Source organism: Burkholderia sp. NLJ2 (genome assembly GCF_049487195.1).
Lineage (GTDB): Bacteria > Pseudomonadota > Gammaproteobacteria > Burkholderiales > Burkholderiaceae > Burkholderia > Burkholderia pyrrocinia.
Genome location: NZ_CP137809.1, coordinates 1,183,542 through 1,200,826, shown reverse-complemented (window position 1 = coordinate 1,200,826; position 17,285 = coordinate 1,183,542). Strand labels below are relative to the sequence as shown.

The 17,285-nt window shown below is 64.6% G+C and carries 16 protein-coding genes; 7 read left to right on the top strand and 9 right to left on the bottom strand.

Going from position 1 to position 17,285, the window contains the following annotated elements; all coding sequences use genetic code 11:
* Positions 1 to 35 precede the first annotated feature (35 nt).
* Positions 36 to 959 (top strand): NAD-dependent epimerase/dehydratase family protein, encoded by a 924-nt coding sequence (locus R9B84_RS22010; protein WP_423760438.1) that lies wholly within the window; start codon positions 36 to 38, stop codon positions 957 to 959.
* Positions 956 to 1,306 carry a DoxX family protein gene (locus tag R9B84_RS22005; protein WP_423760437.1) on the top strand — a complete coding sequence of 117 codons (351 nt, stop codon included), beginning with the start codon at positions 956 to 958 and terminating at the stop codon, positions 1,304 to 1,306. Before R9B84_RS22010 ends, R9B84_RS22005 begins: the two co-directional genes overlap by 4 nt.
* A gap of 517 nt (positions 1,307 to 1,823) precedes the next feature.
* Here the strand turns inward: R9B84_RS22005 and R9B84_RS22000 are convergent.
* The gene (locus tag R9B84_RS22000; protein ID WP_423760436.1) at positions 1,824 to 2,372 is read right to left on the bottom strand and encodes a hypothetical protein; all 549 of its coding nucleotides are present in this window, start codon (positions 2,370 to 2,372) and stop codon (positions 1,824 to 1,826) included.
* Positions 2,373 to 2,827: 455 nt separating this feature from the next.
* On the opposite strand from R9B84_RS22000, the gene R9B84_RS21995 reads away from it, so the two are divergent.
* Together R9B84_RS21995 and R9B84_RS21990 are read left to right on the top strand one after the other, a co-directional pair.
* On the top strand, positions 2,828 to 3,031 hold the full coding sequence (locus R9B84_RS21995; protein WP_011549079.1) for a cold-shock protein: 204 nt from the start codon (positions 2,828 to 2,830) through the stop codon (positions 3,029 to 3,031).
* A gap of 279 nt (positions 3,032 to 3,310) precedes the next feature.
* Positions 3,311 to 3,535, top strand: coding sequence for a hypothetical protein (locus R9B84_RS21990; protein ID WP_423760435.1), 225 nt, complete (start codon positions 3,311 to 3,313; stop codon positions 3,533 to 3,535).
* Positions 3,536 to 3,728: 193 nt separating this feature from the next.
* On the opposite strand, the gene R9B84_RS21985 is transcribed toward R9B84_RS21990, so the two are convergent.
* From R9B84_RS21985 to R9B84_RS21975, 3 genes are all read right to left on the bottom strand, one after another.
* Positions 3,729 to 4,856 carry an aminotransferase class V-fold PLP-dependent enzyme gene (locus tag R9B84_RS21985; RefSeq protein WP_423760434.1) on the bottom strand — a complete coding sequence of 376 codons (1,128 nt, stop codon included), beginning with the start codon at positions 4,854 to 4,856 and terminating at the stop codon, positions 3,729 to 3,731.
* Positions 4,857 to 5,087: 231 nt separating this feature from the next.
* Positions 5,088 to 5,579: an AAA family ATPase gene (locus R9B84_RS21980; protein WP_423761025.1), complete on the bottom strand. Its 492-nt coding sequence runs from the start codon at positions 5,577 to 5,579 to the stop codon at positions 5,088 to 5,090.
* A gap of 282 nt (positions 5,580 to 5,861) precedes the next feature.
* A complete protein-coding gene (locus R9B84_RS21975) occupies positions 5,862 to 6,566 on the bottom strand; it encodes a TetR/AcrR family transcriptional regulator (RefSeq protein WP_423761024.1) in 705 nt (234 codons plus the stop codon).
* A gap of 52 nt (positions 6,567 to 6,618) precedes the next feature.
* Here R9B84_RS21975 and shc point away from each other — a divergent pair, with 52 nt between their 5' ends.
* On the top strand, positions 6,619 to 8,673 hold the full coding sequence (shc, locus tag R9B84_RS21970) for a squalene--hopene cyclase (protein WP_423760433.1): 2,055 nt from the start codon (positions 6,619 to 6,621) through the stop codon (positions 8,671 to 8,673).
* A gap of 219 nt (positions 8,674 to 8,892) precedes the next feature.
* Complete coding sequence (locus tag R9B84_RS21965; RefSeq protein ID WP_423760432.1) at positions 8,893 to 9,264, top strand: cupin domain-containing protein; 372 nt, start codon at positions 8,893 to 8,895, stop codon at positions 9,262 to 9,264.
* A 29-nt stretch (positions 9,265 to 9,293) separates the two neighbouring features.
* Here the strand turns inward: R9B84_RS21965 and ampC are convergent, their stop codons facing one another.
* The 3 genes from ampC to R9B84_RS21950 all read right to left on the bottom strand — a co-directional run bounded on the left by ampC (position 9,294) and on the right by R9B84_RS21950 (position 12,053).
* A complete protein-coding gene (gene ampC / locus R9B84_RS21960) occupies positions 9,294 to 10,460 on the bottom strand; it encodes a class C beta-lactamase (RefSeq protein WP_423760431.1) in 1,167 nt (388 codons plus the stop codon).
* A gap of 211 nt (positions 10,461 to 10,671) precedes the next feature.
* Complete coding sequence (locus tag R9B84_RS21955; protein ID WP_423760430.1) at positions 10,672 to 11,484, bottom strand: alpha/beta fold hydrolase; 813 nt, start codon at positions 11,482 to 11,484, stop codon at positions 10,672 to 10,674.
* A gap of 89 nt (positions 11,485 to 11,573) precedes the next feature.
* Complete coding sequence (locus tag R9B84_RS21950; RefSeq protein WP_423760429.1) at positions 11,574 to 12,053, bottom strand: hypothetical protein; 480 nt, start codon at positions 12,051 to 12,053, stop codon at positions 11,574 to 11,576.
* 403 nt (positions 12,054 to 12,456) lie between these two features.
* Between R9B84_RS21950 and R9B84_RS21945 the strand changes: the two genes are divergently transcribed.
* Positions 12,457 to 12,591: a hypothetical protein gene (locus R9B84_RS21945; RefSeq protein ID WP_006405345.1), complete on the top strand. Its 135-nt coding sequence runs from the start codon at positions 12,457 to 12,459 to the stop codon at positions 12,589 to 12,591.
* 263 nt (positions 12,592 to 12,854) lie between these two features.
* On the opposite strand, the gene R9B84_RS21940 is transcribed toward R9B84_RS21945, so the two are convergent.
* Entirely contained in the window at positions 12,855 to 15,347 is a 2,493-nt protein-coding gene (locus R9B84_RS21940; RefSeq protein WP_423760428.1) for a glycoside hydrolase domain-containing protein, read from the bottom strand.
* A gap of 635 nt (positions 15,348 to 15,982) precedes the next feature.
* Entirely contained in the window at positions 15,983 to 17,170 is a 1,188-nt protein-coding gene (locus R9B84_RS21935; RefSeq protein WP_423760427.1) for a YncE family protein, read from the bottom strand.
* Positions 17,171 to 17,285 lie beyond the last annotated feature (115 nt).

The window sequence follows — 17,285 nt, the reverse complement described above, 5'->3', positions numbered from 1 at the left end:
TGTCGACTTCGTGGGCACTCATCGAGGAAAACACTATGGAACTGTTCATTACAGGTGGTACGGGCTACATCGGGCAAGCGGTCGTGCGCAAGGCAATCAGCCTCGGCCATCAAGTGACAGCGCTGGTGCGCGACGACAGGTCGGCGGTCGCGAGCGCGCTGGCACGTCTCGGCGTGAAACTGCATGCGGGAGACTTGCGTCAGCCACAGTCCTTTGCTGCGACTGCCGGGGCCGCTCATGGCGTTGTGCACATGGCGTCGACCAACGATGCTTCCGCCGCCGCTGCTGACGAGGCCGCGGTTGACGCGATGCTTGCCCATTTGCATCCGGGAGCGGCGTTCGTTTACACATCGGGCACGTGGGTCTACGGCAATACGGAGGGTAAGCCCGCGACTGAAGCATCGGCGCTGAACCCGACACCACTCGTAGCCTGGCGGCCCGCAGTGGAGCAACGCGTGCAGGCGCTGGCCGCGCGCCGTTCGATTGCCGCGGTGATCCTCAGGCCGGCGATGGTCCACGGCTACGGCGGCGGCATCTTCGGCATGCTTGCCGGCATGGTCCGTCAGACCGGCAATGTGAGCGTCGTCGGCGATGGTCGCAATCATTGGCCTGCCGTGCACGTCGATGATCTCGCCACGGCCTATCTGAGCGCGGTGGAGCGGTTGGCACGCAGGGACGATCGAGTCAACGGACAGATCTTCAACGTGGTCGCGGAAGATGCCATTGCGGTTGCCGAAATGGGCGAAGCGATTCGTGCCTCGGTCGGCGCCGACCGCGTCGAATTCTGGCCGCTCGACGACGCTCGCAAATCGCTTGGCCCATTTGCCGACGCACTGGCGCTCGACCAGACGGTAAGCGGCCAGCATGCCCGGCAAGTACTTGCATGGGAACCCCACGGCCCAGGCCTGATTGCGGACCTCTCTGCACAGAAGCACTTTCAGCAACGCAACGGAGCATGACGATGGCGTTAAACCCTGCATCTTTTGAATCGATTCTCGCGACGATCGTAGCGGTGCTGTTCGTGGTTGCTGGAGTGGTCAATCTCGCAGGACGCGGCACGGTGAAGCGCAACTTTGCACGCTGGGGTTACCCGGCATGGTTTCGGTTGCTCTGTGGCGCGCTCGAGCTGTTCGGTGCAGCACTTCTTTTGGGACAACAAACCAGAGTCTTTGGCCTGACGCTGGCCGGTGCGATCATGATCGGCGTGCTATTCACGTTGCTACGAAATCGGGAGCCATTCCGGCATCTCGCCCCGGCGCTGATCTTCTCGGCTCTCATTGTGATTACGGTGGCAATCCGCAGTTGAAGCGTTCTCGCCATCAGGTGAGCGAGCCCGGGACGCCAGGCCTGCAACGCACATTACGTTTGGCAAAGGTCCGTTGTTGAGAGCGACGACCGTCGTTTGTGGGTCGGCAGCCAGGAACGGTCGGTCGACAGTGGTGCCTGAATTGCACTACCGATTTCTAAAGGGCTAGGAGGTCGGCGTCTTGCCAAACGTTCCCGCAATCTTCCACAAGGAGGAAACGCCAACCGGCCGGCGATGCCAGCCCATTGATTGCGATGCTTTCCGTGCAGCGGCACGAAGAAGTTGGGACCTTCGGAAAATATTTCGCCAGCCCAGATGAATCAGCCGGTAGTTCCTGGATCTGTGTTGACGCGCATAGCATTTATTGGACGGACGCCATCTTTCACGTTTAGCAACACACTCACTTTCAGGCGCATGTCGCAATCAGCAAAGGGAGCGTTGAATCGCCAACATACGGCGCGTTGCTCTTCAATTGATGGTCGATGCATTTGATGGCAGTACAGCCAGGATCCGTAGGTTACTGTGCGTCGCGGTCGAAATTGACGCCGCGCAGTTGAAGTGTTTTACATACTCGGTCCAGCACGGCGTCGTTATCGCGCGAACCAACGAAGTAGCGCTCATTGCCCAGTGCGTCCAAACCGGACTGGAATGCATATATTGGGGAAGTTTCGTTCGTCACTGTTCCTTCGAGGTAGTAGCTGTACTCGTTATCTCGATCTTTGACGGAATAGATACATGGGTTGTCGTCGAGCCATAAGGCAAGAGCTTGCGAGACACGATAAAGCGATGGATATAGCCTTCTCAGGGAACTTGTTCGGAAATGTATTTCGCCAACAGTCCATAACGCTTCGCGTGCGATACGAGGGTGAACGACCGTAACGATTGGCGATTTCTCGGCATCGACGGATCCGTCGGTCGCATGACGCAGCTCGCCAAGGTGAGAAAAGTACAACACCGTATGGAGCGCAGTGGCCACTTCGAACGGCGGTTCCTTCAACGCCCTGAACCAATTCAGCACCGCAGCGCCATCGGCCGGGTTGGCAATGAAACGATAGGACGTACCCATATAGTGTCACGTCGGGAAGAAAGGCCGATGTTATCAAACGCGACACCAATTCACGATCAAGACCGGCGAATATCTCCTTTCGAGCGATACAATTGACCGCTCCGGATCGGAAGCAACGTTGCAATGATCCGACGTCGACCGACTGCTCCAGGCCGTTCAGAACCATCGACCAGTTCAGGCACGGCCCAACCTGCACACCATGCCAGGTATGGCACACAGCCATGCAGGGCCACATCGCTTCGCCCACAAAACCGCCCGCCCGGTGAAACAGTTACAAGTTAACCATTGACGCTGACACTACCCGGCGGTTAGTGTACGGCCCTGAAGTTCAAGAAGTTCGATTGCTGTTCATCAATTGATCGCCCCTCAGCGGTATTCGTTGTCCTCTCCCTCCTTGATGCTTCTCCCGCTCTTGAACAGAGCAAATTTTCTTATTTTTTTCTCAAGGATTCTTCATGGATACCGGTATCGTCAAGTGGTTCAACGACAGCAAAGGCTTTGGCTTCATCACTCCGGACAAGGGCGGCGACGACCTGTTCGCTCACTTCTCCGAAATTCGGGCCGACGGTTTCAAGACGCTGGCTGAAAATCAGAAGGTGAGCTTCGAAACGAAGCAAGGCCCGAAGGGTCTGCAAGCGGCCAACATCAAGCCGCTGTAAAGTTTGAAGGACCCGGCCTCCCGAAACGGACGCCGGGTTGCAGCGACATCCTCGCGGAGCGTTGTCTCCCAAAGTTGGCGCGATCGCTCATAGCTGCATCGGTTTGTTCAGCAGCCTGCCAAGCGCCACACGCCTCGTTGCACTTCATTCTCCCCTCTGGCTGCAAGGCCCTTTTTTCGCATTCCGACTGCTTCAGATTCGGCTCGCAATGGCTTTGAATCGGCGCATCCGTGCACATTTCGCACGGCACGCGCGCATTCGCACATCATTAAAATTAAAATGCACACCAAACGAATTCAACAATACAACGGCTATGCCGTCCAACCCTCGGCGCATCGTTTGCCCGACGGTAGTTTTTCATCCAACCTGCTGCTCGAACGCACCGACAGCTCGCGCGCCGAAGGCCGCTACCAGTTCTATTCGCTCGATTACTTCAAGAGTGAAGCGCAGGCGCTGCAGCACTCGACACGCTGGGCACGCAACTGGGTCGACACGCGCGGTTAAACGCAACGCCCCGGTACCGGACGCCCAACGCAGATGAGGCACCCGGGCGCGCACGACACAGCGCGCCCGAACGTCGCGCGCGATCGATTCGTTACCTTCCGATTCGATCCGCGCGCTCGGTTCGAACTTCCCAACCTTCCCTTTCGACGTCGCCGGCGACGATTCGGCTGCGCACGTGCCCCGGAAAATCGACCTAAAGAACGCGCTCCAGCGCGTCGGCGAACCGGGTAACCGCACCATCGACGTCATGCAGTTTTTCCAGACCGAACAATCCGATGCGGAAGGTCTTGAAGTCTTCAGGCTCGTCGCATTGCAGCGGAACGCCGGCGGCGATCTGCAAGCCGACATCGGCGAATTTCTTGCCGGATCGAATGCCGTCGTCGTCCGTGTAGCAGACCACGACACCCGGCGCCTGAAAACCTTCAGCCGCCACGCTCCTGAAACCTTTGTCGGCCAGCAGCGCGCGAACGCGCGTGCCGAGCTCGAGCTGTTCCGCTCTCACCTTGTCGAAGCCGTATGCGTCGGTTTCCTTGATCACGTCGCGCAGCGTCGCGAGACTATCCGTGGGCATCGTCGCGTGATACGCGAACCCGCCGTTCTCGTACGCTTCCATGATCTGCAGCCATTTGCGAAGATCGCACGCGAAGCTGGTGCTGGTGGTCGCATCGATTCGTTCGCGGGCGAGCGGGCTGAGCATGACCAGTGCGCAGCAGGGTGACGCGCTCCAGCCCTTTTGCGGCGCGCTGATCAGCACATCGACGCCGCTGGCCTGCATGTCGACCCACACCGTGCCGGACGCGATGCAATCCAGTACGAACATGCCGCCGACCGCATGCACGGCGTCGGCCACCGCGCGCAGATACGCATCGGGCAGCATCATCCCGGATGCGGTTTCGACATGCGGCGCAAAGACCAGATCCGGCTTCTGTTCCCTGATTGCGGCGACCACTTCCTCGATCGGAGCCGGTGCGTAGGCGGCCTGCCTTCCCGGTTCGACCGGACGCGCCTTCAGCACCGTCGTTTCAGACGGAATGCTGCCCATGTCGAAAATCTGCGACCAGCGGAAACTGAACCAGCCATTGCGGATGACCAGACACTTCCTGTTCGTCGCGAACTGCCGGGCGACGGCCTCCATGCCGAACGTCCCGCTGCCCGGGACGACGACGACCGCCTTCGCGTTGTAGACCTTTTTCAGGGAAGCGGAAATGTCGCGCATGACGCCCTGAAAGAGCTGCGACATGTGATTGATCGATCGGTCGGTGTAGACCACGGAATATTCGAGGAGCCCGTCGCGGTCAACGTCGGGAAGTAGGCCTGGCATGGTCGTCTCCGGTTAAAGATGAACAATGGCGTCAGGGCGAGCAGTATCCGTGACGGGGTACCGCTGCACCGATGCAAATTCGTTTTTTTCTTGACGAAAGCCGATTCTAACGAAGGCCGCCCGCAACCTGGCGCATATTTTGTCCGCTCTCCGGCACGCGCATGACGTTGCGCGGCCGCCGGCCTGAGCGAAGCGCCGGCGGCAAACCGGTCGTGCAGTCACGACGCCAGGCTACGCGCCGACGGCCCCCGTCTCGTCATACGCCACGATACTCAACCCTTCCGTCGCATCCGGCGCGACGAAGTACCGTGTGATCTGCTCGAACTCGGCATCGGACGCCTGGAACGGATGCTTCCCTTGCGCATTGCGCACGCGCAGACGCGCCTTGCAAACCGCATCGCCGACATCGAGGTAATGCAGTCGATGGCCACAGCCGGCGGCCTGCGAAAGCGCGTGCCCCCATGCGCGCGCAGCGACGGTATTGAACGGAAGATCGAGAACCACCGAGACGCCGGCCTGCAGCAAAGCGCGGACGTGATCGACGATCACATCCTTGATGCGCGTTGCGCAGCGGACATAGTCGTCGATCGACAGAATCTCGCCCGGATAGAGGCGAGCAAGCCAATCGTCTTCGCTGATCAGGATGGTCCGTTCGGCGCTCGCGAGCGTCGCGGTCAGCGTCGATTTTCCGGATGCGATCTTGCCGCATACCATGTGGAGCATGACCGCATCGTTCGATGCTGTCGCGTGATGCGTCGTTTCAGTCTGCAATTCCAGGCGCTCCATCGATTGCCCAGAAAGCAAAAACCCGCCTTCCGGGCGGGTTGTGATCACATGCATTCAGTCGATGGCTACCCCGCCGGCAAAAGTTCGGCGCGAATAATCGAACGGGTGTGCAATCGGTTCATGCGAACCAGCATAGCCAACTGCCCGATCGCGAGCAAGCGGGTTCGAGGCCACGGCCGCGCGACAACGTGATCACGTCATTCTCCCAACGCGTCCGCGTCACGCCGCGTCATCGCCCTCCTTCGGAAACACCCCCTTGCTCATCGCATCCAGTTGCCGGACGATCTCCGAGCGCAGCTCGGCCGACACCTCCACACTGTCGAGCAGTTCCGAAATCCACAGCCCGTCGGCCGCGAGCCGGCAGATCATCAGCGTCGCCGCCCGCTCCAGCGGCACGGGATCGGGCCGCGACCATTCCCGCATCGGCACCGACCAGCGTGCGCGCGTTTCCTGCTCGGTAATCATCGACGCGACCAGCACGCGCAGCACATCGGTACTCGCCGCCGGATTGGCCGCGTCGAGCACCGCATGCATATACGCGCGCGCCGCCGCGCCGTCGCCGTCGGAATCCGCCGCCGTCCGTGCGGCCATCTGCGCGGCGAACCGCTCGGTCGCCTGCCCGAACAGCGCATCCAGCAGCCCCTGCTTGTTCGCAAAGTGATACTGCAGCGCGCCTTTCGTCACGCCGGCACGCTCGGCCACCGCGTCGAGCGTCAACGCGGCCACGCCGTGATGCATCGCAATCTCGGATGCAGCCGCCAGCAACTGCGCACGCACCTGATCCGGCGCTTTTTTTCGCCGCACGCCGGCAGCGGCGGCAGCCACCGGCGCCGATGATCCTTCGGACGCCCGTGCGGCGGCCGTTCCAGCCGGTTCGACAGGCGCGGACGCGTCGTGCGGCGCGGGTTCAAGGCGTTTTTTCATGGTGCGGATGTTAGCACCCGGGGTCTCGATATAAACATTCCGGCTGGATGGTATGATCCGCCGCATGAACAAACCCACCCCATCCCCCTGGTCCGCGCTCGACACCGCCATCGCCCGTGGACGCGACGCGCTCGTGCGTCTTCAGCAGCCCGACGGCAGCTGGTGTTTCGAACTCGAATCCGACGCGACGATCACCGCGGAATACATCCTGATGATGCATTTCATGGACAGGATCGACGACGTCCGCCAGGAGAAGATGGCGCGCTACCTGCGCGCGAACCAGCGGCTCGACACGCATGGCGGATGGGCGCTGTACGTCGACGGCGCGCCGGACGTGTCGTGCAGCGTGAAGGCGTATTTCGCGCTGAAGGCGGCCGGCGACAGCGAACACGCGCCGCATATGGTCCGCGCGCGCGACGCGATCCTGACGCTCGGCGGCGCGGCGCGCTCGAACGTGTTCACGCGCATCCTGCTCGCGACGTTCGGCCAGGTGCCGTGGCGCGCGGCGCCGTTCATGCCGATCGAATTCGTGCTGTTCCCGAAGTGGGTGCCGATCTCGATGTACAAGGTCGCGTACTGGGCGCGCACGACGATGGTGCCGCTGCTCGTGCTGTGCTCGCTGAAGGCGCGCGCCCGCAATCCGCGCAACGTGTCGATCCGCGAGCTGTTCGTCACGCCGCCGGACCAGGAACGTCGCTACTTCCCGCCCGCGCGCGGCATGCGCAAGCTGTTCCTCGCGCTCGACCGCACGGTCCGCCATATCGAGCCGCTGATGCCGAAACGCCTGCGCCAGCGCGCGATCCGCCATGCAGAGGCATGGTGCGCGGAACGCATGAACGGCGAGGACGGGCTCGGCGGCATCTTCCCGCCGATCGTGTACAGCTACCAAATGATGGAAGTGCTCGGCTACCCGGACGATCATCCGCTGCGGCGCGATTGCGAAAACGCGCTGGACAAGCTGCTGGTCACGCGGCCCGACGGCAGCGTGTATTGCCAGCCGTGCCTGTCGCCGGTGTGGGACACCGCATGGAGCACGATGGCGCTCGAGCAGGCGCGCGGCGTGGCGGCGCCGGAAGCCGGCGAGCCGGCCGGCGCGCTGCGCGAACTCGATGAACGCATCGCGCGCGCGTACGACTGGCTGGCCGAGCGCCAGGTAAACGACCTGCGCGGCGACTGGATCGAGAACGCACCGGCCGATACGGAGCCGGGCGGATGGGCATTCCAGTACGCGAACCCGTACTACCCCGACATCGACGACAGCGCGCTCGTCGTCGCGATGCTCGATCGCCGCGGCCGCACGCATCGCAACGCGGACGGCACGAACCCGTATGCGCCGCGCGTCGCGCGCGCGCTCGACTGGATGCGCGGGCTGCAGTCGCGCAACGGCGGCTTCGCGGCCTTCGACGCCGACTGCGACCGCATGTACCTGAACGCGATCCCGTTCGCCGATCACGGCGCGCTGCTCGATCCGCCGACCGAAGACGTGTCGGGCCGCGTGCTGCTGTGCTTCGGCGTGACGCAGCGCGCGGACGACCGCGCGTCGCTCGTGCGCTGCATCGACTACGTGAAGCGCACGCAGCAGCCCGACGGCAGCTGGTGGGGCCGCTGGGGCACGAACTACCTGTACGGCACCTGGAGCGTGCTGGCCGGCCTCGCGCTCGCCGGCGAGGACAAGTCGCAGCCGTACATCGCCCGCGCGCTCGACTGGTTGCGTGCACGGCAACATGCGGACGGCGGCTGGGGCGAGACGAACGACAGCTATATCGACCCGATGCTCGCCGGCACGAATTCCGGCGAAAGCACGTCGAACTGCACCGCATGGGCGCTGCTCGCGCAGATGGCATTCGGTGACTGCGAATCCGATTCGGTGAAGCGCGGCATCGCGTATCTGCAGTCGGTGCAGCAGGACGACGGCTTCTGGTGGCACCGCTCGCACAATGCGCCGGGTTTTCCGCGCATCTTCTATCTGAAGTATCACGGCTATACCGCGTACTTCCCGCTGTGGGCGCTCGCGCGTTATCGGCGGCTTGCGGGCGCTGCGTCGTTACCGGGCTCGACCGCGCGCGGTGCGATGGCAGTGGAGGCAACCGACACGGCGGTCGCCTGAGCGACGCCGCGCTCGACAGGATGACGCTCCCGAAACCGCGCTCGTATGAGATCGCGCGACTCGAGAACCGGCTCCGGCAACAATCGAAATCCGGCAGCTGACCGGGCCGGCCCGTCGATCTGCGAAGATGTCGGATGCAGGACCGTTTGTCGCCATGGAATCGCCCGGGCGCGCCGCCGGCGCGCCCCACTCCACCCAACTCGACGAAGCATGCCCATCATGATCGACGTTTCATCCATCACCGACGCGCTCGCCCCGAGTGGCGAGCCGACGCAGTACCGCGTGTCGCCCGAGAAGCTGATTTCGGGCGATCCGCTGCAAACGCTCACGCCCGGCTTCGCGAGCCCGTGGGGCCGTTTCTCGACCGGCATCTGGGAAAGCACGCCGGGCTGCTGGCACGTCGCGTACACCGAAGCGGAATACTGCGAGATCCTGGAAGGCACGTCCGTGATCACCGACCTGGAAGGAAACCGCAAGACCCTGCGTGCCGGTCATCGTTTCGTGATTCCGCCGGGTTTTCGCGGCACCTGGGAAGTCGTCGAGCGCACGCGCAAGATCTTCGTCGCGTACGACGAGCAACCGCCCGAGTAAGCGGCGGCGCATCGTCCGCCGACGAAAATTTACCGCGCTCCGAGCGACTCGAGAATCCCGTACGCGGCCTTCACGCGGTCCTCGATCGGGAAGCTGCGGTTCGCGAGCATCACGATCGCGATCCGCTTCGCGGGAACGAACGCGACATACGTGCTGAAGCCGTTGGTCGAGCCCGTCTTGTTGATCCACGTGTCCGGGTTCGGCGCGAGCGGCGGTTTGATTGCGCTGGCCGGCGTCGCATTGAACAGCATCTTCGGCGCGTTGCCTTCGAGCAGCGTCGGCAGTGCGACCGGATACGGATACTGCTCCCAGATCAGGTCCTGCGTCATCGGCCCTGCGCGGAAATAGCCGGTGTGCGTGCGCGCGATCGCGCGCTGCAGCCGCGGCGCCGTGTCAACCAGCCCCATGTTCGCCTGCACGAAACGCAGCAGGTCGGCCGCCGTGGTCCGCACGCCGTACGCCGGCTGCCACAGCATGCCGCCCGTCATCCGGATCGGCTTGCCATCCTGCGTATAGCCCTGCGCATAGTCGGCCGTGCGCGCGTCGGGCACGTTGATGTACGTGTGCGTCATCCCGAGCGCGGGAAAGAGCCGCTGCTCCATCAGCACCGAAAAATCGCGGTTCATCGCTTTCGCGGTGAGCCACCCGAGCATCCCGATCGCGACGTTCGAATACGTGCGGCGCGTGCCCGGCGCATACGCGGGCTGCCACGCGTCGAGATAGCGGATCAGGCCCGCGTCGTCGCGAATGCTGTCCGGCACCTGCAGCGGCATGCCGCCGGGCGTGTGCGTCCCGAGCTCGAGCAGCGTCACGCCGCCGAACGGCTTGCCCTGCAGCGCGGGCAGGTACTTGGCCGCAGGATCCGCGAGCGACAGCTCGCCGCCTTCCTGCGCGTCGGACGCGAGCGTCGCGGTCAGCGTCTTGCTGACGGAGCCGATTTCGAACAGCGTGTCGCCGGTGACGGGCTTGCCGGTTTGCGTCGACATCACGCCGTAGTCAAACACGTAGGGCTTGCCGTCGGCGACGACGCCGATCGCCATGCCGGGAATGGCGAACTGCTTCATCAGCGGCGCGACGTGGCGGGTCACGGTGTCGTGGATGTCGTCCTGCGTGACGGCTGCCGCGCGGCCGGCCGTGGCGGTGGCGCACGCGGCGACGAACAGGGTCGCGGCGAAGCGTGTCGCGTTGAATCGCATGGTTGCGGTTCCTTTGATATCGGATGGTTGCATGAGCAACAGGCTCGTCCGCACCGCGCGAAGATCGCGGCGCGGACGAGCCTGTCGAAGCAGAACTATCCGCTGCAAGCCGTTCGTCAACAATCGACGATATGTTGCGAGAGCCTAAAGAAAAACTTATGCGATACGCAGCGCGACGGATCGCCCGCTGCAATCGCGGGCCGTTCGCATATCAGCCCGCCAGCCGGTCGAGGAAAGCCAGCATCGCCGTGTTGAATCGCGCGGGCCGCTGCAGCGGCGCGAAATGGCTTACGCCGGGCAGGATCGTCAGCGTCGCACCGGGAATCGTGCGCGCCAGATATGCCGCATGCTCGGGCCGGATGAATTCGTCGTGCTCGCCCTGCACGATCGTCACCGGCACGGCGATCGCCGCGAGATCCTGTGCACTGTAATCCGGTTGCGTGCGCATCATTTCGCTGACGGCCGCGACGAATGCGTCGAGCTGGTCCGGCGTCGCGGACAGTTGCGCGTAGTCCTTCCGGTGCCGCGCGAAGCAGCGGTCGATCAGCGGGCCCGGCACCATCTCCTTCGTGCCGCCCGGGTCCATGTTGCACGCGAAGAAGAACACGCCGGCCACGCGCTCCGGCGCGCGGGCCGCCAGCACGAGCGCGATGCACGCGCCGTCGCTCCAGCCGACGAAGCGCGCGCGGTCGACGTGCAGCGCATCCAGGACCGCGAGCACGTCCGACGCCATGCGTTCGTAGGAATAGGGTTGGTCGTCGCGCGTGCTGCGGCCGTGGCCGCGGCTGTCGACCAGGATCGCGCGGTAGCCGGCCGCGAGCAGCGCCGGCACCTGGTTGCCCCAGTTGCCGCCGTGGCCGAGGCCGCCGTGCAGCAGCACGACCGGCGGGCCGTGGCCGAACGACGCGTGCCAGATGCGCGCACCGTCGTGTTCCAGCCATCCTTCGGTATCGGCCGCCGGCAGCGGCGTGCCGCCGTGCGCATCGAAGCGGACGAGTTCATCGTCGTCGAGTTCCGCATTCATCGTTCTGCCGTCCTTTCGAGGGAGACAAGCTTGCGATTGTAATGCGTGCGGCCGACGCGACCATGACGGCCGAGCGCGGCCGGAAACCGTCAGGCCTGCGTCGACACCAGCCCGCCTGCCGACGAACCGCCTGCCTTCTCGATCGCCGCGGCGAGCTGCGAGATCGCCGTCGCCAGTGCCCCCGAAATCGCGCCGGCTTCCGCGCTCAGCGATTGCTGCTCGATCGCCGCGGCCGGGTCGTCCTTCGCGCGCTGCGCGGCGCTCGCCATCTGTCGCTCGATCGTGGCGAGCTGCTTCTGCAGCCGCTCGATCAGCGCCTTCAGCTGGCTGACCGCCGGGTTCTCCGACGATGCGCCCGATGCGCCGAGCGTTTCGCCGGTACCGCCGGCCGAACCCTTCGTGCCGGCGGTGCTGGTCGTGCTGGTCGTGCCGCCGGTGCCCGTAGTATCCGTTGCGCCGTCGGCGGACGCTGTCGCAGCGGGCGTGGCCGATGCGGCGCCCTGCGTGTTTGCGGTGACGCTGCCGTCCGCCAGCGGGGATCGCGCGGTCGTGGAAAAATCGATCTGCATCGTGTCGGTCCGTGTGTCGGTAAACGAATCGTGACGGGGTGGCGTGAAATGCCTTCCAACTCGTTTACGGCATTCGTCACACGAAACTTGAGTATCGGGGTCGGACGGATTCTGCGGTCAATCGCAGCATTCAAGTCGCGAAAGGGCCAGATTGTCAGCATGGCGGCGCTGGTAAAATTGTTGCTTCGCCGGCCGGATTCGCGCGTCGACAGCGCCTCACGGCACGATCGCGCAGGCCGCCGGTTTCGACTCCTGCCCTTCCGGGTGCGGCACGTGACGCGTGCCGGGCCGAGGTCGCGGCTTCGCGGGTCACTCTCTCCGTCCGCCTTCGTGCACCGCTCGCCGGGTCGAGCGGCGAACGCCGTGCGGCGCGCTTACTTCATACGCATTCGAGGAACACACGATGGCCCGCATCGGCGCCTTCTGCATTACGACGTGGCTTGCCGCCGCGATTCTCTACTTCGGCCAGCACTCCGTCGCGATGATCGCGCTCAGCGGTGTCGTCGTATTCGGCGGGTTCGATCTGCTGCGTCCGTAAGTACGCATCGCGACGACGGCACGCACGCTGCTCGCCCGACATCACGGGCTTGAATTCGGGTCGTTCAGTCCGGCGCGGCACGTCGTCTTCGATCGCGCGGCGACACCGCGCCGGCTTGCCGGATTTCCGACTACGTAACGGGTGGCAGGCCATCCGGCAAGAAACGCCCGCGGCGCGTCGAGCGGCCGGCATCCGGAGACCGGCCGGCCCGAATCCACCGCGGCGCACGCACGGTGCGGAACCGTGCGTGCGCCCGGCCGCGTTCATCGCGCGCCGGCCTGGCGTATCCGCATCGCGTCGGACGAACCGCTGGCCGTCATGCGTGTGTAGTCCGCGTTCGGCCCGGACGGCGGCGTCAGGTTGTCGGCGGCCGCCCATTGCGTCGGTGTCGCGGACAGCGCGTAGCGCATCGTTCCGCCATTGGCGATCGTGCCCAGCGGCAGCCACGAACCCGCGTAGTCCGCGCCGTTGACCTTCAGCGACTGGATATACGCGAACGTCGGGCGCCCCGAGCCGTCCATCGCCACCTGCTTGTCGCTGTCGAGCCGCAGCGTCTTGCCGTTGCCGAGCCAGACGGTGATCCCGCTGAACTGCGGCGTGGACAACGCGAGCCCGGCTTCCGACGGAATGACCGGGAACATGCCGAGCGCCGCCCACACGTACCAGCTCGACGTCGCGCCCATGTCGTCGTTGCCCGGCAGCCCGTCGCGGCCGGTCGTGAACGCCTTCGACATGATGATCGGGAGAACGTACTGTGCGCCGCTCGGTTGCCCGGCCCAGTTGTACCCCCACTGCGACTGGAACGACGGCTCGTTGCCGATGTACAGGTTGGTGGACGATTCGCCGCCGTTCAGATCGCCGGAGCTCGGCACGGTCGAGAACGGCGTCGCGATCGCAAGCAGGTTGTTCAGCCGCGCGACGGCCGCCTGCTTGCCACCGATCGCGTCGATCAACGCGGTCCAGTCCTGCGCGAAGGTCCAGAAGTAGTTCGGCTCCGTCGATTCATGGAACGAACCCGGCACGAGCGTGCCCAGCGTGCCGGGCGCCGAACCGGCCGGCGGCGCGTTGCGCGCGGCGATCACCTTGTTCGTGTAGTCGAAGATGTTGCGCCACCACCCCGCCCGCGTGTACAGCGTGCCAATGTTGTCCGGCGTCACACCGACCGACGGCGCGTTCAGCACGTCGGCCGGCAGCGCCTGCAGGAACGCGGCCGCCGAGCGGTCGCTCAGCACGCGCTCGATGGTCGCGGACGACGAGTGACCGTCGTCGCTTTGCGACAGGTAGTGGGCCGTCAGGAAACTGGCGAGCCCCGCCGCGCTCGTGCGGTCGTTGCATGCGCTCGACGGATCGAACACGGACTGCTTCGTCAGCCGTGCGGCCGACACCAGATCGAAATCGGTCGCGCCGAACTTGTACGCGCCTGCAATCACGTTCAGCGCGTTGTCGCCCGCCATCGGCGTCGAGTCGTCGCTGCCATCGACCCAGTGCGGGAAGGCGCCGCACTGCAACGCGTCGACGACGAGCGATTGCATCATGTCGCTCGATTCCTTCGGCGCGAGCATCGCCAGCAGTTGCGCCTGCGACCGGTATGTGTCCCACAGCGAGAAGCCCGTGTAGTGATTGCCGGTGCCGCCGACGGATCCGTCGGCGCGCCGGAACGCGTAGTCGCCGACCCTGGCCGTCGCACGCGGCGGGATAGTTCCGGTCTGGTCGACCGACGTCGGATAGCTGCCGTCCGCGTTCCTCGGCTGGCGCATGCTGCGGAATTCGCCGTTCGAGTCGCTGTACAGCGTCGGCGTACCGAACACGCGATAGAGCGCGGTGTAGAACTTCGTGAGGTTCGCCTTCTGCGTTGCGTCCAGCGATGCGGGATTCGCGGCCTGGTCGACCTGGATCGTGTTGAGGCGGTCGTTCCACAAGCCGGAAGCATTCGTGCGCGCATCGTCGAACGCGAGTTTCTCGCCTTCGTCGCGCAGGTTGCGCTGCGCGTTCCCGACGCTGACCGACGAGACCGCGACCTTCACGGTCACCGTCCGGTCCGCGTCGGTCAGGTCGAACTGCAGCGTCGCCGCGCCGTTGCTGGCGGTATTCACCGACGACGTGCCCGTCTGCCTGCGCAGCGGCTTGTCGAAGGTCGCGTAGAAATACACGGGCGCATTCCACACCGTGCCGTACGGCGTGCAGAACGCCGGCGCCACAGCCTGCCCGCTCATCGACTTGCCGTCGCTGGCAATCGCCAGCGCGACGTTGTTGGCGGTGACCTTCGTGCTGCCCGAATCGCTGTTGCCGTTCAGCTTCGCATCGATCGAGAAGAAGCCCTTGTCCTTGTTCGTGTACGTGAATCGCGCGATGCCGGAGCGTGGCGTTGCGCTCAACTCTGTCACGATGCCGTTCGCGAGGCGGACCTTGTAATACCCGGGTTGGGCCGTTTCATCCGCATAGTTGTACCCGACGCCGATCGGCCGGCCGCCCGACGCAACCGCCGTCGCCGCATCGGTCGGCAGCATCGCGACCGCACCCTGCCCCGGACAGCCGACGCCGCTCAGGTGCGTCACGCTGAAGAAGTCGATCGTGCCACCCGACCCGCCCGACGACAGGTAGCCGCCCGAGCCGTTGAAGTTGTAGCGCGGCGTGTTCGGCCCGAAGTTCACCATGCCGAACGGCACCATCGCACCGGGGCTCACATTGCCCGCGTAGCCGGAGTCCGCATTGACCTGCGTGCCGATGAGCGGGTCGACGAACTGCGTCAACTGCATGTTGGTGCGCTTGGGCGGCGCCGGTTGATCGGGCCGAGACGGTTGAGACGGCCCCGAAGTCGATGGCGGCACGGTCGACGGTGTATCTCCCGCGCCATTGCTGGTTGTCGTAACACTGTTCACGTCGTCGCCGCCACACGCGGCAAGCGCTGCACAAGTCAGTGCGGCGACGAGCAAGAATCGTGGATTTTTCATTTTTTCGATTAGTACCGTTAATTAAAACGATTAATCCGTCGCCGACGACATTCCGGTCCGCCGCCAGCCTTGCGGCCCTGCGCAGCACATCGACGCGGCTCGGCGCAGGCTGCCCCAATCGACGTCGCGCTGACTTTCACATGCGAACACCTGGCGACGATCGTTGCTTTCGCAACCGTCTCCATCTCCTCCTGTATCCGGGATACGTCACAAGCTTCCCAGTGGCTTACAGTGCCGCAACGACTGTTTATTCACCACAAGAAGTTTCCCGAATTTTCAGTTTGTTTAACTAAACAAATCGGAGTTAAGTGGCCGTGGGTATCAATTGCGCCACTTGCTGCGTTGCAGCGGCGTCGAAGAGGGTCGCGCATCGACAGGCGCCCGGAAAATCCGGGCGCCACATGAACTCACGAGATGTAAGCGACCAGGCGCCCCGCGCGTCAGCGCGGCAGCGTCCTCAACGAAGACGGCCCGCCGGTCAGCGCAATACGCTTGCCCGTATCGCGCAGCTTGCCGCCTTCCACCGCATAAAGCGCCAGTTGCCGTTCGACGTTGAACTGCACGATCACGTGCCGGCTGTCGGCGGTAAACACGATGCCCTGCGCGGCTTCGCCGCCGGGCAACTCGCTGGTCTTCACGGCCTGCCCGTCGCGGATCTCGAACAGCAGCACCTTGCCGAGCTTGTGGCGGCCCGGATTGTCGGGCGTCAGGTTCGAGCCGTCCATCGCCTGCACGGCGATCCACTTCCCGTTCGGCGAAATCGCGACGCCTTCCGGCAGCGACGGCACCGTCAGGTACTGGACCGCGCGGAACGGCACGCGCGACACGTCGATCAGCGCGACCGTATCGGCATCGCCCGCAAGCGTGCCCGTATAGCCCGGCAGCCCCGCGAGCCCGACGTTGCTGACGACGGCCCAGCGGTTGTCGCTCGACACGTCGATCGTGTAAGGCGCGACGCCCGTGCTCAGGCGCGTGCCGCTGTCGGTCACCTTGCCGTCGTCAACGTTCAGCACCGCGACACCCTGCTCGTCGCGCAGCGACACGAGCGCATGCTTGCCGTCGTGCGTGAAGCTGATCCCCGCGAGCCGTTTCTTGCCGATCTTCAGGCTGCCGTCGAGCGTTGCTTGCGTGCCGTCGATGCGCAGGATCGATACGCTGCCGTCGACATTGGCAACGAGCGCGAGCCGGCCCGAGCGGTCGATCGCAATCCCTTGCGGATGCGTGCCGAGTTCGATGCGCGTGATCTCGGGCGGTGCGGCGTCGAGCTTCACGACCTGCAGGAACGTGTCGTACACGAGCTGCTTCGCGGCCGTGTCGTAGCGCGTCGGCGCGCCGACCAACGCGAGCTTCGCGTCGGGCGTGATCGCGACGGCCTGCGGCGGCCCCTGGATGCCGTTCTCGACGTCGACCTGAAGTGCGACCTTCGGCGGGAACGTGCTGGCGTCGAGCAACGTCAGCGTGTCGGCGGGCGGTGAAGCGAGGAACGTGTCGCGGCCCTCGACGCGCTGGTACTTGCCGTCGTTGCCGGACACGATCCAGTCGGCGGCGTGCACGGCGACGGCCATCGTGGCGAGGGTCAGCGCGGCGAGCAGGCGCGCGCTGCGCAGGCGGAAAGGATTCGAATGCATGAGCGGTCGGTTCTCCGGATCGGTTGCGGACGCAATGGATTGCACCACCCTGCTGCTCGACGGGTCGATGCCATCGCATGATGCCCGAAAGCGCGCCAATCCGGCGTCTCGCACC

Excerpts from the sequence above, each read along its gene's own strand:
- R9B84_RS22010 (WP_423760438.1), top strand. The coding sequence starts at position 36 with ATGGAACTGTTCATTACAGGTGGTACGGGCTACATCGGGCAAGCGGTC.
- R9B84_RS22005 (WP_423760437.1), top strand. The coding sequence starts at position 956 with ATGACGATGGCGTTAAACCCTGCATCTTTTGAATCGATTCTCGCGACG.
- R9B84_RS22000 (WP_423760436.1), bottom strand. The coding sequence starts at position 2,372 with ATGGGTACGTCCTATCGTTTCATTGCCAACCCGGCCGATGGCGCTGCG.
- R9B84_RS21995 (WP_011549079.1), top strand. The coding sequence starts at position 2,828 with ATGGATACCGGTATCGTCAAGTGGTTCAACGACAGCAAAGGCTTTGGC.
- R9B84_RS21990 (WP_423760435.1), top strand. The coding sequence starts at position 3,311 with ATGCACACCAAACGAATTCAACAATACAACGGCTATGCCGTCCAACCC.
- R9B84_RS21985 (WP_423760434.1), bottom strand. The coding sequence starts at position 4,856 with ATGCCAGGCCTACTTCCCGACGTTGACCGCGACGGGCTCCTCGAATAT.
- R9B84_RS21980 (WP_423761025.1), bottom strand. The coding sequence starts at position 5,579 with ATGCTCCACATGGTATGCGGCAAGATCGCATCCGGAAAATCGACGCTG.
- R9B84_RS21975 (WP_423761024.1), bottom strand. The coding sequence starts at position 6,566 with ATGAAAAAACGCCTTGAACCCGCGCCGCACGACGCGTCCGCGCCTGTC.
- shc (WP_423760433.1), top strand. The coding sequence starts at position 6,619 with ATGATCCGCCGCATGAACAAACCCACCCCATCCCCCTGGTCCGCGCTC.
- R9B84_RS21965 (WP_423760432.1), top strand. The coding sequence starts at position 8,893 with ATGATCGACGTTTCATCCATCACCGACGCGCTCGCCCCGAGTGGCGAG.
- ampC (WP_423760431.1), bottom strand. The coding sequence starts at position 10,460 with ATGCGATTCAACGCGACACGCTTCGCCGCGACCCTGTTCGTCGCCGCG.
- R9B84_RS21955 (WP_423760430.1), bottom strand. The coding sequence starts at position 11,484 with ATGAATGCGGAACTCGACGACGATGAACTCGTCCGCTTCGATGCGCAC.
- R9B84_RS21950 (WP_423760429.1), bottom strand. The coding sequence starts at position 12,053 with ATGCAGATCGATTTTTCCACGACCGCGCGATCCCCGCTGGCGGACGGC.
- R9B84_RS21945 (WP_006405345.1), top strand. The coding sequence starts at position 12,457 with ATGGCCCGCATCGGCGCCTTCTGCATTACGACGTGGCTTGCCGCCGCG.
- R9B84_RS21940 (WP_423760428.1), bottom strand. The coding sequence starts at position 15,347 with ATGCAGTTGACGCAGTTCGTCGACCCGCTCATCGGCACGCAGGTCAAT.
- R9B84_RS21935 (WP_423760427.1), bottom strand. The coding sequence starts at position 17,170 with ATGCATTCGAATCCTTTCCGCCTGCGCAGCGCGCGCCTGCTCGCCGCG.